The sequence below is a fragment of the Lactivibrio alcoholicus genome, from assembly GCF_055390895.1.
In genome coordinates this window covers 2455688-2469711 of sequence record NZ_AP042471.1, presented here as the reverse complement: position 1 = coordinate 2469711, position 14024 = coordinate 2455688, and the positions used below count along the sequence as shown (strand labels likewise).

At 61.7% G+C, this 14024-nt stretch carries 12 protein-coding genes; 6 read left to right on the top strand and 6 right to left on the bottom strand.

What is annotated here, in order from left to right; genetic code table 11:
• Positions 1 to 14 precede the first annotated feature (14 nt).
• The gene (gene pckA, locus ACZ5IU_RS11305) at positions 15 to 1595 is read right to left on the bottom strand and encodes a phosphoenolpyruvate carboxykinase (ATP) (RefSeq protein WP_464417344.1); all 1581 of its coding nucleotides are present in this window, start codon (positions 1593 to 1595) and stop codon (positions 15 to 17) included.
• 106 nt (positions 1596 to 1701) lie between these two features.
• Positions 1702 to 2205: a hypothetical protein gene (locus tag ACZ5IU_RS11300; RefSeq protein WP_464417342.1), complete on the bottom strand. Its 504-nt coding sequence runs from the start codon at positions 2203 to 2205 to the stop codon at positions 1702 to 1704.
• A gap of 82 nt (positions 2206 to 2287) precedes the next feature.
• On the opposite strand from ACZ5IU_RS11300, the gene ACZ5IU_RS11295 reads away from it, so the two are divergent.
• Positions 2288 to 3265, top strand: coding sequence for a 3-hydroxyacyl-CoA dehydrogenase family protein (locus ACZ5IU_RS11295; RefSeq protein WP_464417340.1), 978 nt, complete (start codon positions 2288 to 2290; stop codon positions 3263 to 3265).
• On the opposite strand, the gene ACZ5IU_RS11290 is transcribed toward ACZ5IU_RS11295, so the two are convergent.
• Positions 3217 to 3651, bottom strand: a complete 435-nt coding sequence (locus ACZ5IU_RS11290) for a VOC family protein (RefSeq protein ID WP_464417338.1) — start codon at positions 3649 to 3651, stop codon at positions 3217 to 3219. The genes ACZ5IU_RS11295 and ACZ5IU_RS11290 overlap by 49 nt on opposite strands.
• 5 nt (positions 3652 to 3656) lie before the next feature.
• Positions 3657 to 6131 (bottom strand): diguanylate cyclase, encoded by a 2475-nt coding sequence (locus tag ACZ5IU_RS11285; protein WP_464417336.1) that lies wholly within the window; start codon positions 6129 to 6131, stop codon positions 3657 to 3659.
• 106 nt (positions 6132 to 6237) lie between these two features.
• Here ACZ5IU_RS11285 and ACZ5IU_RS11280 point away from each other — a divergent pair, with 106 nt between their 5' ends.
• Both ACZ5IU_RS11280 and ACZ5IU_RS11275 read left to right on the top strand, forming a co-directional pair.
• Positions 6238 to 7488 (top strand): putative DNA modification/repair radical SAM protein, encoded by a 1251-nt coding sequence (locus ACZ5IU_RS11280; RefSeq protein WP_464417334.1) that lies wholly within the window; start codon positions 6238 to 6240, stop codon positions 7486 to 7488.
• The gene (locus ACZ5IU_RS11275) at positions 7485 to 8216 is read left to right on the top strand and encodes a TIGR03915 family putative DNA repair protein (RefSeq protein ID WP_464417332.1); all 732 of its coding nucleotides are present in this window, start codon (positions 7485 to 7487) and stop codon (positions 8214 to 8216) included. The genes ACZ5IU_RS11280 and ACZ5IU_RS11275 overlap by 4 nt, the downstream gene beginning before the upstream one ends.
• On the opposite strand, the gene ACZ5IU_RS11270 is transcribed toward ACZ5IU_RS11275, so the two are convergent.
• A complete protein-coding gene (locus ACZ5IU_RS11270; protein WP_464417330.1) occupies positions 8217 to 9830 on the bottom strand; it encodes a Na/Pi cotransporter family protein in 1614 nt (537 codons plus the stop codon).
• A 252-nt stretch (positions 9831 to 10082) separates the two neighbouring features.
• On the opposite strand from ACZ5IU_RS11270, the gene ACZ5IU_RS11265 reads away from it, so the two are divergent.
• From ACZ5IU_RS11265 to ACZ5IU_RS11255, 3 genes are all read left to right on the top strand, one after another.
• The gene (locus ACZ5IU_RS11265; RefSeq protein WP_464417328.1) at positions 10083 to 10847 is read left to right on the top strand and encodes an ABC transporter substrate-binding protein; all 765 of its coding nucleotides are present in this window, start codon (positions 10083 to 10085) and stop codon (positions 10845 to 10847) included.
• 225 nt (positions 10848 to 11072) lie between these two features.
• Positions 11073 to 11621, top strand: a complete 549-nt coding sequence (locus ACZ5IU_RS11260; RefSeq protein WP_464417326.1) for a C1 family peptidase — start codon at positions 11073 to 11075, stop codon at positions 11619 to 11621.
• Between the two features lie 77 nt (positions 11622 to 11698).
• Positions 11699 to 11995 carry a hypothetical protein gene (locus tag ACZ5IU_RS11255; protein ID WP_464417324.1) on the top strand — a complete coding sequence of 99 codons (297 nt, stop codon included), beginning with the start codon at positions 11699 to 11701 and terminating at the stop codon, positions 11993 to 11995.
• 80 nt (positions 11996 to 12075) lie between these two features.
• On the opposite strand, the gene ACZ5IU_RS11250 is transcribed toward ACZ5IU_RS11255, so the two are convergent.
• A complete protein-coding gene (locus ACZ5IU_RS11250) occupies positions 12076 to 13944 on the bottom strand; it encodes a diguanylate cyclase domain-containing protein (protein ID WP_464417322.1) in 1869 nt (622 codons plus the stop codon).
• Positions 13945 to 14024: the final 80 nt, after the last annotated feature.

Sequence of the window (14024 nt, the reverse complement as noted above, 5' to 3'; positions counted from 1 at the left end):
AGCTCTTTCCGTCGCTACGACCGGATGATCGGACCGACCGCGACGACCTCCGGTGACACCTTCGAGGAGAAGATCGAAAAATTCGACGCGAACCGCTTCGCGAGCCCGAGAGCCGCCTCTTCGTACGTCGCGAGGTCCTTCCACATCCGCCGCGGGTTCAGGAGTTCGTCGGGAATCCCGGAGCATCGCTGGGGTACCTGGAACCGGAAGATCGGGTCCGGAACGTATTCCGTCCGGTCGAGGTCGCCGTTGAGAGCCGCCGACAGCAATGCCCGCGTCACGTGAATCGGAGTCCGGACGCCGACGCCATAAGGGCCGCCGCTCCATCCGGTGTTGACGAGCCATACCCTCGTCCCGTGCGTTTTCAGAAGCTCCCCGAGCATGGACGCATAGGTGAACGGATGCAGCGGCAGGAAAGGAGACCCGAAACACGCCGAAAAGGTGGCCTGGGGCTCTCTGAGACCGGCCTCGGTCCCCGCGACCTTCGCCGTATAGCCCGAGAGGAAATGGTACATGGCTTCCTCGGCCGAAAGCCGTACGATCGGAGGCAGAACGCCGAACGCGTCCGCGGCGAGAAAGAAGATGTTTTTCGGATGCCCCGCCGTTCCAGGAACGAGCGCGTTTCCGATATGCCCCACGGGGTAGGTCGCCCGCGTGTTTTCCGTATAACGATCGGAATCGTAGTCGGGATCCCTGTTTTCGTCGAGGACGACATTCTCGATGATTGATCCGAACCTGATCGCGCCGTAGATCTGGGGCTCGGCCTCCCGGGAGAGCCTGATGCATTTCGCGTAGCATCCCCCCTCGAAGTTGAAGACTCCGTTCGGGCTCCATCCATGCTCGTCGTCGCCGACGAGTCGTCTGGCCGGGTCCGCCGACAGCGTCGTTTTTCCCGTACCCGAGAGTCCGAAGAAAAGGGCCGTGTCGCCGCGCAACCCGACATTCGCGGAGCAGTGCATCGGCAGCACGCCGCGAGCGGGCATCAGGGCGTTCATGATGGAAAAAACGCTCTTCTTCACCTCGCCCGCGTACTCCGTGCCGCCGATCAGGACGATCCGGAGTTCGAAATCGATCGCGACGAAGGCGGGAGACCTGAGACCAAGCCGCTCGTATCCCGGAGCCGCAAGCTTCGGCATTGCCACGACCGTGAAGTCGGCATCCGCATCGTGGTCGTCCTGAAGATCGCGGGGGATGAACAGCGTCCTCGAGAACAGTGCGATCCACGCGAAGTCGCTGACGACCCGGATCCGGAGGCGGTATGCCGGGTCAGCTCCCGCGTACCCGTTGAAGATGAACAGATCCCGTCCCTGAAGGTACGAGCGGGACAGATCGAGAAGGGTATCGAAGACCCCGGGATCCATCGGGGTGTTCACGTCTCCCCAGTGGACGCCGGCACTCGCCGCGTTGCGGACGATATACTTGTCCTGCGGCGACCGCCCCGTCCGCTCGCCGAACAGTGCGAGCGCGCCGTTTGACGCAAGCGTCGATTCCCCCCTGCCGAGCGATTCCTCGACGAGAAGGGGAACGGGAATATCCTCCCGAACCGAACGGAGATGGAACAGACCCAAGCGTTCTATTTTCCCGGTATACTGCATCTCTCTCCCTCCGAATCTCCTGCGGTGGGACGGCGCCTGGGCGCGGTGCAGGAATGGGTTCGATTATATGACGGAACGACGTTCCGACTCCACAACAAACGGGCCGTCACTCCGCACGAAGAAAACGCAGCGTCCGGGAGGCCCGTGCCACGAGCGGATCGAAACGCGCCTTTTCGGACTTCGGATAGCGGACCAGAAGCGTCGCGATCGTATCGCCGTCGGCCGAAAAGATGACGCGTTCGTAGAAGATGTCTCCGCCGACCGTTCCCGAAAGCACGAACCAGTTCTCCCGTTTCGCCCTGTACGTGACCGTTCCACCGAGTCCTCTCCAGTCCTCTTCTCGCTCCGTCGCGTACGACTCGCGGGACGCCCCGAGCGCGTTGTACATGCCGAACACGGAAATGACGCCTTCGGAGGAGGGATCGTAAAAGACGCGTCCGTCGTTGTTTACGGGAGCTTCGCCCATTCTGAACTCCGAAGGGACATCCACCGCGTAGCCGAACCGCGCGTTCCGGTAGGTCGAGAGCGTGGAGGCCGCTTCGGCGGACACGGCGGAGGCCAGAGCCGACACAAAAAGAGCCGCATAAAGAATCATACTTCGAACCCGCATGGAATCACTCCTTCCGGGATATCGATCTACCGGCTCAGATTCTATAATGAACGGCGGAAAAGAAAAACGGGGAGGGATACTCATGCGCATTAGCGCGCTTGGATGCGGAACGATGGGAGCCCCGACGGCGGCCGTCTTCGCCCTCGGAGGGCACGAAGTCATGCTCGCCGGACGGGATATGGCAAAGTCCCTGGCCGGAAGGGAACGGGCGTTCTCCGCGCTCGACCTTCTCGAACGATCGGGAATCGCGCGTCGCGAGGCCATCCGGGACGCGAAGGAGCGCCTCCATCCGCGCGACGGGCTCGCCGAGGCCGCAGTGGGTGCCGATCTCGTGATGGAGTCCGCGCCGGAGGATATCGAAGTCAAGAAGGCGATCTACGCCGTGGCTGAACGTCTCGTCGCGCCGGACGTCCCGATCCTCTCGAACACGTCGGGGCTGATGCCGTCGGTTCTCGCGGCGGACATGAAGCACCCGGAGCGGTTCGTCGTCACTCACTTCTGGAACCCGCCCCACCTGATTCCGCTCGTCGAAGTCGTCCCCGGACCGACGACGGATCGGGGGCTCGCTCCCCGGATCGCGGACATCCTCCGGTCGCTCGGAAAGAAACCCGTCGTCCTGCGGCGGGAGATCGCCGGGTTCATCGGGAACCGGCTGCAGTTCGCGCTGCTGCGCGAGGCGTTTCATATCGTCGAGACGGGCGCCGCCTCGATGGAGGACGTCGACGAAACCGTCCGGAACGGCATCGGACGAAGGTTCCGCGACACGGGCCCCTTCGAAACCGCCGACCTCGGCGGGCTCGACGTCTTTCTGTCGATCAGCCGGTACCTCTTCCCGGATCTCTCCGGAAACGTCACCCCTCCCGAAGCGCTCGAATCGGCCGTCGCCGCCGGACGTCTCGGCGCGAAGACGGGGGGCGGGCTCTACGACTGGTCGGCGGAATCACTCGCCGCCGTGAGGGAATCGAGGGAAGCGACGCTCGTCCGCTGCCTGGACGAGGATTTCGGACGGGGTCATCCCTCGACGAGTTCGAGCACGACGTCGTCGGGATCGCGCAGGTAGACGACGCGCTTGCCGGCACGCGGCCCCGCGGGAATGCGGCAGACCTCGCCGAGAAAAGGAACTCCCGCCGTTTCGAGCGCCGCTGTCGTCTCGTCGAAACGATCGGTCGTAAAGCAGACGTGCGCCGTTCCGGAATCGCACGGGCGGGTTTTCGCGCGCGTTCCGGCGCCGTCGAGATACTGCACGAGTTCGAGAAAAACGGAAGCGCCGGGAGACGAAACCGCCACGATCGCGAGCCGGGCTCCGGAAACTCCCGTCAGGCGTTCGGCGTAATCCCCCGGGCGCTCGATCGTCGGGCCGACTCCGAAACCGAGAACATCTCTGTAGAACGCGATGGACCTGTCGAGATCCCCGACCGTGATGCCGAAATGCGCGATCGCCGTCATATCCGTCACTCTCCCTGCCGTCGTTTTCGTTCGCTTTTGCGTTGGTACATGCGTTCATCCGCGATTCTGACAACGTCGAGAAGATTGTCCGCGTCTCCGGGGCAGAACGCTATCCCCCAGTCGAGGACGACGGGAAGCGCGACCCCGGGGACATGCACCGATACCGCGACCTGCGCGAGATCCTCCATCGTCTCCTCCGCTTCCTCGCGCGAGACGCCGGAGAGGTAGAACAGGAATTCGTCGCCCCCGTACCGGCCGATCATGTCGCCGTCGCGCAGACGGTCGCGAAGGGCCGACGCTGTCTTCCGGAGCACCTCGTCCCCGACGAGATGTCCGTACCGGTCGTTGATCCCCTTGAAATTCCCGAGATCGGCGATAGCAACGCATCCCGGCCGGTCATCCGACTTCGGACGACCGGATTCCTCCTCGAGCCGCCGCATGATGTACCGGCGGTTCCACACTCCGGTCAGCGCGTCGGTCATGGCCTCCTGCCGCCGTCGCTCGATGAGATTGTTCAGCGCCAGAAACGTGCTCATGTGCTCCGCCGTGATCTCGAACAGATCGGAATCAGTCCCCGAGAAGCCGCGTTCGTTCACGGCGCAGAGGACTCCGTACAGCGTATTGCCGAACTGCAGCGGAATGGCCATTTTATAGACGATTCCCGACGAATAGCTCTCGCGTCGCGGAAGACGCAGGAGCGCAGCCCGTTCGGCGAGTTCGCGGCAGTCCGCGATTCCGGCCTGCCGTTCGTCGCCCGCGTACTGCGACTCCGCCGGTTCGGGACGCAGCGCGCCTCCGTCCGACGAGGTCTCGTAATACCCCACCCAGGGAAACCCGAGATCGTGGGCGAGAACCTTCGTCACGCGGGTGCACAACGCGCGGCTGTTGCGCTCGCCCGCGATCTCCCGGGCGAAGCGGTTGAGGAAGCGGAACTGCCCCGCCCTCTGGTCCAGTTCGCGTCGGGCCTCCATCTCCTCCATATGCAGCGCGATGTATGACGCGACGATGCCGAGGATCCGAGTCTCCCTCTCTCCGAACTCATTGACGAGATGTCCCTCGATCCCGATGATCCCCCACTGGAACTGTTTGTAGACGACCGGCACCACGAGCAGCGAACGCGCCTCGCCGTTGTGGGGGACGTAATGGGGATCGACGGAGAGATCTCCCGCGTTGTAGGGCTCGCCGGTTCGCATCACGTGCCCGATGATGCCCTTCCCCGATGCGAGGAAATCGGCCTGACAACTCGCTGTCACGTCCCCGAGCGAATCGATGACGACCGTATCGTCGCCGCGTCGCGATGTCCTGAGACCGATGACGAAGTTCCGGAATTTCAGGATCGACGCGAGCGATCCGTTGAGGACGAGGTAGAGGTCGTTGACGGTCACGCACTCTCCGAAGAACTTGAAGATTTCGAGCAGAGTGTCCTGATCCGTGGCGATCCGTTCGAGCTCCCCCTTCCGTTCGCGCAGGTCCCGCAATGAACGGAATCGGAGGAGAAGAGCCGCTGACGCGCAGATGAAGAGGAAGAGCGACACGCCGAGGAGGTTTCTGTTCTTCCGGAGTTCCGACAGGGAGCGGTTGACCTGCAGGTCCGTCGTCGACATCAGGAGACGGAGGGTGCGGTCCGCGAGGTGGATTCCGGCCCACGCAACGAGACGGCACGTCTCCCCGGAGTCGCCCGGGAGGCGGACTTCGGCGGTCCCCGATGTTTCCCTGGCAATCCGTTCGGAGAGAGCCACAATTTCCGGACGATGCTTCGCAGCCGTCCGGGAGAGCATCTGTCCCGACAGGGAGGGGTCTCTGTCGTACAGGATCAGCCCGGAAGTGTCCATGAGAGTCGTGCGTCCGTCCGGGCCGGAACGGATCGGAGCGACATAGCGGCTGACGATGTTTTCCACATCGATCACCGTGACGAGAACCCCCGTCGTCTTCCCGCCCTCCCGGATCTGGTCGACCAGTGGCATGTACCGGCTCCCCGACGCCGTGTCGAATGGTCCCGTCACGGGGAATTCCCGGTCGGAGACCGACTTGCCGTCGAGAAAGGCCTTCGCGGTCTCCGCTGCGAGCTTTTCCGTCCCGGCGGCTCCGGGATGCGCGGCGAAGGCCTTTGTGACGCGGCCGTCAGAACCGAGATAGAAATAGCCGGCGACATCTGGAGTTCCGGACGCCATCGCGAGAAGCATGTTCCCGATCATACCTGAATCATCCCATGAGCGGGCACCTGAACGAAAGACGTTTCCGGAGAGAAAGCGCTCCGCCGCGAGAATGCATCCGATCCGATCCTCGATTCCGACCTGTGCGGTACCGACCTGCTGCGCCTGGTACGCGTTGATGACCTTCCTCTGTCTGTCAACGGACTCCCGGTCGAGGAAGAAGAGAACGGCGGCCACGACGAACAGGCCCGTCAGCGACAGGCAGAGAAACGCCGTCGCCGGCGGAAGAGTCGCAAATCGTTTGAATGGCTTCCACAGGAAGTTCACCCAGGCAGCTCTCCTCACAAGGGTCTCTGGACCCGCCTATTATAATCTTCTTTTCTCTGAAATAATGTGATAACATTGGGTCAACATTATCGAAGGAGGGCAATCCATGGATACGGTCACGAAGCTTTCCGTACTCTCCGACGCGGCCAAATACGACGCTTCCTGCGCCTCCTCCGGCAGCCGGCGCCGGAACGCAGGGGGAACGGGAAGCACCGTTCCGGGAGGCGTCTGCCACACGTGGACGGAGGACGGGCGCTGCGTTTCCCTCCTCAAGATCCTCATGACGAACGTCTGCGCGTACGACTGCGCCTACTGCGTCAACCGCCGGAGCAGCGACGTTCCCCGCGCGGTCTTCTCGCCGGGCGAGATCGCTGATCTGACGATGGAATTCTACCGGAGAAACTACATCGAAGGCCTCTTTCTGAGCTCCGGCGTCCTCGGCTCTCCGGACGAAACGATGGAACGCATCGCGACCACGCTTACGCTGCTTCGAAGTCTCCACGGGTTCAACGGGTACATTCACGCGAAGACCATCCCGGGTTCGTCAGCGGAACTCGTCGAACGCGTGGGACGCCTCGCGGATCGCGTCAGCGTCAACATAGAACTCCCGTCGGAACGAAGCCTGAACGCGCTCGCGCCGCAGAAGAACCGCGACGCGATTCTCCATCCGATGGAATACATCGGGAGAAGGATCATCGAAAACGGGCAGGAACGACGCCTTGCGCTCCGGGGGCACGCTACGCCCCGGTTCGCCCCCGCCGGGCAAAGCACCCAGATCATCGTCGGCGCGTCACCGGAATCCGATCTGACGATTCTCAGGCTCTCCGAGGGGCTCTACCGTCGTTTCGGCCTTCGCCGCGTCTACTACTCCGCGTTCGTCCCCGTATCGGAAAATCCGCTCCTTCCGGTGCTCGCGAAGCCGCCCCTGCTCCGCGAACACCGTCTCTACCAGGCGGACTGGCTCCTGCGGTTCTACGGCTTCTCGGCGGACGAACTTCTCGACGAATCCGCTCCGGACTTCGACGAGTTGCTGGATCCGAAGGCGACATGGGCGCTCCGGAACATGAATATCTTTCCTGTCGAGATCAACACCGCCCCGTACGAGACGCTCCTTCGAGTTCCCGGAATCGGCGTCCGTTCGGCGAAACGGATTCTCGCGGCCCGCTCGGCGCGGACGCTGACGCCTGATAACCTCGTCCGTCTCGGCATCGTATACTCAAGGGCGCGTCACTTCATCGCGTGTTCGGGGCGTTTCTGCGGAGATCCCCGAATCCCGGTCCCGGTTCTCCGGAGGCGACTCCTCTCGGGCTCCGGAAAGCGACCTTCCGTGAACCAGCTCGTCCTCGACATGGCATGACAATCTATCGGTACGACGGGACGTACAACGGCTTCCTGTGTCTGCTCCTGAAGGTCGCGCGGGACGGACGCGAGCCGGACGATATTCTCCGGCCCAAAGACGGGCAGAGATGTCTTTTCTCTCCCGAGGAGATCCTGACGGACGAACGCGTCGCGATGTCCGTCTCCCGCGCCCTGCGGGAGCGGACGTCCTTCCGGACGGCAGCCGGGGCGTACCACGCGTTCCTCTCGGAGCTGCCTGGAATCGACGTACACGTTCTCCGGTATCTCGCACTCGCGTGGCGCGAAGGCGCGCGACTCGGCCGCCGCCTCGCGGACGAGTCCGTCGCCGCCGTTCACGAAGCCGCCCGTCGCGTCGCCGGAGAGCGGCGTCGTTTCCTTGGGCTCGTCAGGTTCCGCGATATCGGCGAGGTGCTGTACGCGCCGATCGAACCCGACTTTCACATTCTTCCGCTCCTCGGCGGACACTTCGCCGCCCGTCTTCCCCTCGAACGGTTCGTCATCCACGACGTCCGCAGGAAAGAGGCCATCCTCCACGGCGAAGGAACGTGGGAGACCGCGCCGTTCGACCCTCCGTCGCGGCCGAAGGAGACAGAAGAGGAACAGACCGTTCAGGATCTGTTCCGGCAGTACTTCAGAAACGCCGCGATCGCGTTCCGCAGGAATCCGGACCTGCAACGCTCCCATCTGCCGAAGAAGTATCGGAAATGGCTTGTCGAATGCGACTGATCAGGAGTGCAGCTTTGCGATATCGAGAGCGATGAACGAGAAATTATGGGCGTGGTCCCCGATGCGCTCCATATTGCTCAGGATATCGATGAAGATGACCCCTGCCGGCGGGTTGCACTCCCCGTGGTTCAGTCGCGCGATGTGGCTCTTGCGCATGGTCTTTTCCTTGCGGTCGATCTCCTCTTCGAGGACGTCGATAACCTCGCGCGCCTTCGCGGGGTTTTCCTCGGCGAACGACTCGAGACTCAGACAGACGGCACGCTCGACGGAACGAAACATATCCTCGAATTCGTCGCGCGCGATCTGGGAGAACTCGACGCCGTTCTCGCGCTTGTAGTCGTATAGTTCGATCAGGTTCTGTGCGTGATCGCCGATACGCTCGATGTCTCCGACGCCGTTCACGTAGGATGCGAGGACCTGCGACAGTTCACTCGAAACCCCCCGTTGCCAGATTTCCGTCGCGTAGCGGTTGATCGCGTGGTTGAGCGCGTTCACGCTCTTCTCCGTCTCGTTGACCTCGTCGATCATCTTCGGATTGTCCTCGATGAAAGCAGTACGCACGTAGAGAAACATCTCGTGCGCGAGACGCCCCATGTGGACGATTTCGGCCTTTACGGCGTCGATAGCCGCGGCCGGCGAAGCCTGGATGAGTTTTTCGTCGAGGAACTGCGGCCCGCGATAGGCAACGGTCTCTCTGTTCGGGACGAGAAATGTGATGACCTTGGCGTAAAGTCCCGTGAAGGGAAGGAAAATCAGGGTGTTGATGCAGTTGAAAAGCGAGTGCGTGTTGGCGAGCTGGCGGGCGATGTCCGTTGACGTTCGGGCGACGATCGATTCGAAGAGGGGCAGAGCCGAGACGAAAATGACGACGCCGATGACGTTGAAGAGAACGTGCGCCGCCGCGGCCTGTTTCGCCGACCGGTTCGCACCGATGGACGCGAGCACGGCGGTGATCGTCGTCCCGATATTGTCGCCGAGAATGATCGGGATGGCCGCGTCGAGCGAGAGGAGTCCCTGCGACGCCATCGCCATCGTGAGTCCGATCGTCGCCGAACTTGCCTGGACGAGCATCGTGACGACGGTACCGACGAGGACGCCAAGGAGGGGATTCGAGCTGAAGGCGAGGAAAAGATCCTTCCGGTCCCTCAGGAAATTCATCGAATGCTCCATCGTCTGCATCCCCATGAAGATGAGGCCGAATCCGACGAGCCCGTTTCCGATGTAGCGCTGCCGCTTGGTCTTTCCGAAGAGCGCGAGGAGCATTCCGATGCCGACCGCTGGAAGCGCGAGGTCCTTGATCTTGAACGCGATGATCTGCGCCGTGAGTGTCGTCCCTATGTTCGCCCCCATGATGACGCCGACCGCTTCCTTGAGCGTCATGAGCCCGGCGTGGACGAAACTCACCGTCATGACCGTCGTGGCGCTGCTGCTCTGCATGAGCATCGTGACGCCCGCCCCGATCAGGACGCCGCGGACCGGCGTCCGCGTCAGGGATCCCACGATCTGCCGCAGCCGGTCTCCCGAAAGGGCCTGCAGGGAATCGCTGGTCAGCTTGATTCCGTACAGGAACAGTCCGACCCCTCCGAGAACCTGGAAAAACGTCGCTACCGACACCGGATCATCTCCTCATATATCCCGGAGGAACGTCGTTTCATCGCCCCGGTCCGAACTTTTCTTCCATCTTTTCGATTATGATACACAGCGAAGATGATTTCGTCACGCTCGACATCACTCCGGATTTGTCCGACGATTATTCAAGATACCATGTTTTTTCTTTTAATTCATTCATTTTACAATTGACGAAAACTTCGGCTGGGCGTACACTTCTAAGGCAAGACGTTCGATTCCAAAGGGGGGCTGTATGAAATGGGTCCGTTCTCTCGGCGGTTCGTTTTTGCGGCGGTTCTTCTCTGCGCGATCGGCGTTGCCGGCGCGGTCTCCGCCTCGACGCTCCAGGACGTGAAAGCGCGCGGCGTCATCAAGGTCGCCATGGCGGATTTCGACATCGTCCCATTCGTCATGGGACCGGGCGACCGGGTGACAGGGTTCGACATGGACCTCGCGACGAAGGTCGCCGAAAAACTCGGCGTGAAGATGCAGATCGTCCGCCTCCCATGGGCGAACGGAATCGACAGGGCGTGGACGCCGGGATACGCGTGGGACCTCTTCGACATCGCATGCACCTCAATCACGATCACCGGAGCGCGCGCACAGGTCTGCGACTTCTCCGAATGGTACTTCAAGACAGGGCAGCTCGCGATGGTCAAAAAGACCTCTCCCGTGAAAACCGTCGAAGACATCAAGGGGAAGTCCATCGGATGCCTCTCGGGATCCACGGGAATGACTCTCGTCGAAAAGAAGTACCCGGAGTCGAAAATGCTCCCGTTCGAGACGGTTCCCGATATCGAGAACGGACTCACGATGGGGGTCGTCGAGGTTGGAATCTTCGACGGGATGACGGTCCTCGACGTTGTGCGGAAGACCCCTGATCTCCGGTATATCGATACGTACCTCACAGAGGAAAACTACGGAGTCGCCATGAAAAAGGGATCCGATCTCAAGACCGTGATCGACGAGGTCGTCACAGCCAATCGCGACGCGTTCAAGGCGAAGTGGATCGATAAAAAGTAACGTCTTCCGACCCGGTTTGTACCGGCAGGCGCGAGGGGGCACGGAAATCGCGCCCCCTCGTTTCACTTAGCGGGTCCGGTGACCTGCTACCACATGAGCAATTCATATCATCGCAATGGAGGCACCTTCCCTCACGAAATATCCTCCCGGCGTCCGCCGCGTTCAGGTCTCTTTTCCTCATGATATGCGTGAAAAGCGCAAATCTTCCTTCTGAGGTGACGTGTCATGAGACGATTTTTCGTCGCGTGTCTTTTTCTTCTCACACTCCTCTCGACTTCGGCCCGTGCCGGAGAGGAGATCGTTACGGCGGAACAGAATCCCGCGCTTCTCGCGTATCTGGAGGAGACGTCGGGACGGCGCGGAGCGCTCCACGGCGGAGAGGGAAGCGACGCGGCCGGGTACGGCTACATGCCGCCCCCGATGGTCCTTCCGTCGCTCGGCGAGCACCCCGACAGGGAAAACGCGGTCCGCGCCGCGACAACATTTCCCGCTCTGTACGACCTTCGGACGCTAAACCGCGTCACTCAGGTCAAAAATCAGGGGTCGTACGGAACCTGCTGGACCTTCTCGACGATGGGATCGGCCGAATCCGTCCTGAAACCCGGCGAGACGAACGACTTCAGCGAATTCCATCTCGCCTACCAGGCGTACAGGGACCCGAACGGAGGGTTCACGATCAACTCGATGGGCTCGAGCGTGTACGACCAGGGCGGCAACGACTGGATGTCGATGGCCGTTCTTTCCCGGTCGCGAAGAGCGCGAAGGCGACCGTGACGGCGTAGGTCGCGAACGATTCCGCACAGGATGCGTCGAAGACGTTCTACATCGTAAAGAAGGTTCCGTTCCCTGTCGTGAATTTCCGTCAGGCCGTCCCAATCGTCTCCGTTCCGCAGAAACTCACGAAGAAAGTCTCCGATGGAAAAACCTACGATGGTCCGATGGGTGTCGTCCCCCCGTTCCTCTCCGTGGGTGAGACGGATCTGGCCGTCGAACTCACCGGCGAGGACGTCATTGAGCTGACGGAAGCCCCGTCCGGATCGGGTTCGTCGGGCGAGGGAAGCGGCTGCGACGCGGGAACCGGCGGCATCCTCGCCTCGCCGCTGACGCTTCCGGCCCTGCTTCTCGCCGGAATGCCGAAGAAGCGCTAGCGGAAACCGTCAACCGGCCAACCAAAAAGGCGAGAGGGCGGAAATCCCCCTCGCCTTTTTCATTCCCGGCCCTTCCCGCGTCAGTCGGTCGGCCTCTCCGTCCGATCTTTCCCGGAGAGGGCGCGCAGGAGCGTATCCTCCCGGAGTCTGCGAGCCGTGATGTCCCGGATGAACGCGAATACGCTCTCCCCCTCCTTGGGGACGATCCGGATCTCGTAAAAACAGCGGCGTTTTCCGCGATCCCGTTCGTACTCGGTTTCCTGGACGGCCCCAGTCGCAAGCGCGCGGTGTATCGTCGCGAGAAAATCGGGAACGACCGATGCGGGAAAGAGATCCTCCGCCCCCCGGAGCGTTTCGACGGTCGTACCGGAACGCAGGATCCTCTGCCGGTCGGACCAGATGGCGATGAGTATCCCCTCGGACGTGAACTCGGCCAACGTGTCCGGAATCCTCGAAAGCAGCGAACGGAGCGAGGCTTCGCTTCTTCGCTGGGCTTCCCGGGCGCGGCGGAAATCCCCGAACGGCTCTTCGATCGATCCGTCGGGGCTTCCCGAAGAATCCCCCCAGAAGCGAAAGTTATTCTTGCCCCTGGCCTTGATCATGTACATCGCGGCGTCCGCCTTCTGCATCAGTTCCTCAGCGTGGACCCCGTCCGCCGGAGAGATCGCGATCCCGAGACTTCCCGTGGGGGAAAAGTTCCTGCCGTCGATTTCAACGGGGCGCGAGATCGCTCCCAGGATGCGTCGCGCGATCATTTCGGCCTCGGCGGCGCCCTGAATCGACGGAAGGACAAAGAAGAATTCGTCGCCGCCGACTCTCGCGACGGTGTCCATCTCGCGGACGTGCGACTGGAGACATTCCGCGATTCTCCGCAGCAGAGCATCTCCCGTCGCGTGCCCGAAATTGTCGTTGACGGCCTTGAGATTGTCGAGATCCAGCATGAAGACGGCGACGCAATCGCCGCTCCGTTCCGCGTGCCGGAGCGCGACCCGGAGGCGGTCCGCGAAGAGCGACCTGTTCGGCAATCCCGTAAGCGTATCGTGCGTGGCCTGATGGTAGATCGATTCCTGCGAAAGCTTCGACTCCACCGACAGCGCAATCTGTTCCGACAGGAACGTGAGAACCTCGAGCTCCCTGTTCCCGAACCGGACCTCCGGCGTATAGCTCTGAACGACGAGGGCTCCTATCACGCGATCCCGGTTGCAGAGCGGAACGCCCAGAAAACTCTCCGGAACGCTCCCCACGATGTCGACGCCGTCTTCCGACGCGTACGTTTCGAGATCCGACGGATCGGAGATGAGCATCGACTTCCGCCGCCGGATGATATATCCGGTCACCCCCTGGTCGCCTCTCATCGGAGTCGGTGGTTCGTCCCGTTCGTCCACGAAATAGGGGAAGCTGATCATCTCGTGCTTCTGGTCATAGAGCGCGATGAAGAAGTTCCGGACGTCCATGATGTCACCGAGAACGGCCCGGATCGCCTCCATCGTCTCGGAGAGCGATCCGGGCGCGTTCGCTGCGCGGGAGATCCGGTACATCGCGTTCCGGATGATCTCGCTCGTTGCCCGCGCCGTAATATCCGTTATGACGCCCTGAAAGAGGATTTCCTCCCCGTTCGAGTTCCTCGTGATGAAGGTCCGGTCCTCGACCCAGCGGACTTCTCCGCTTCGCGCGAGGATCCTGTATTCCTGGGCGTATTCGTTCAGATTCCGGTCCCTGAAGCACCTCGCCTGCTGCCGGACTTTTTTCAGATCTTCGCGGAGAATGAGATCCTCGTAGCGAACCTTTCCCGAAAGGAATTCCCCGGCCGTATAGCCGAACTGACGGACATTGTCGGAGATATAGGACACGGGAAGCCCTTCGGCGTCCATCCATTCGACGAACACCGAAGGGCTCTTGTTGACGATCTCTTCGAGGTTTACCCTGCGTCCTGAAATTTCATCAGCCATGTCTCTGGTAGTATACCTTTCGGGGACATGGACGCAACTCCCCCCGGCACGGCAAAAATACCGAGTCCGTATTCGCCCTC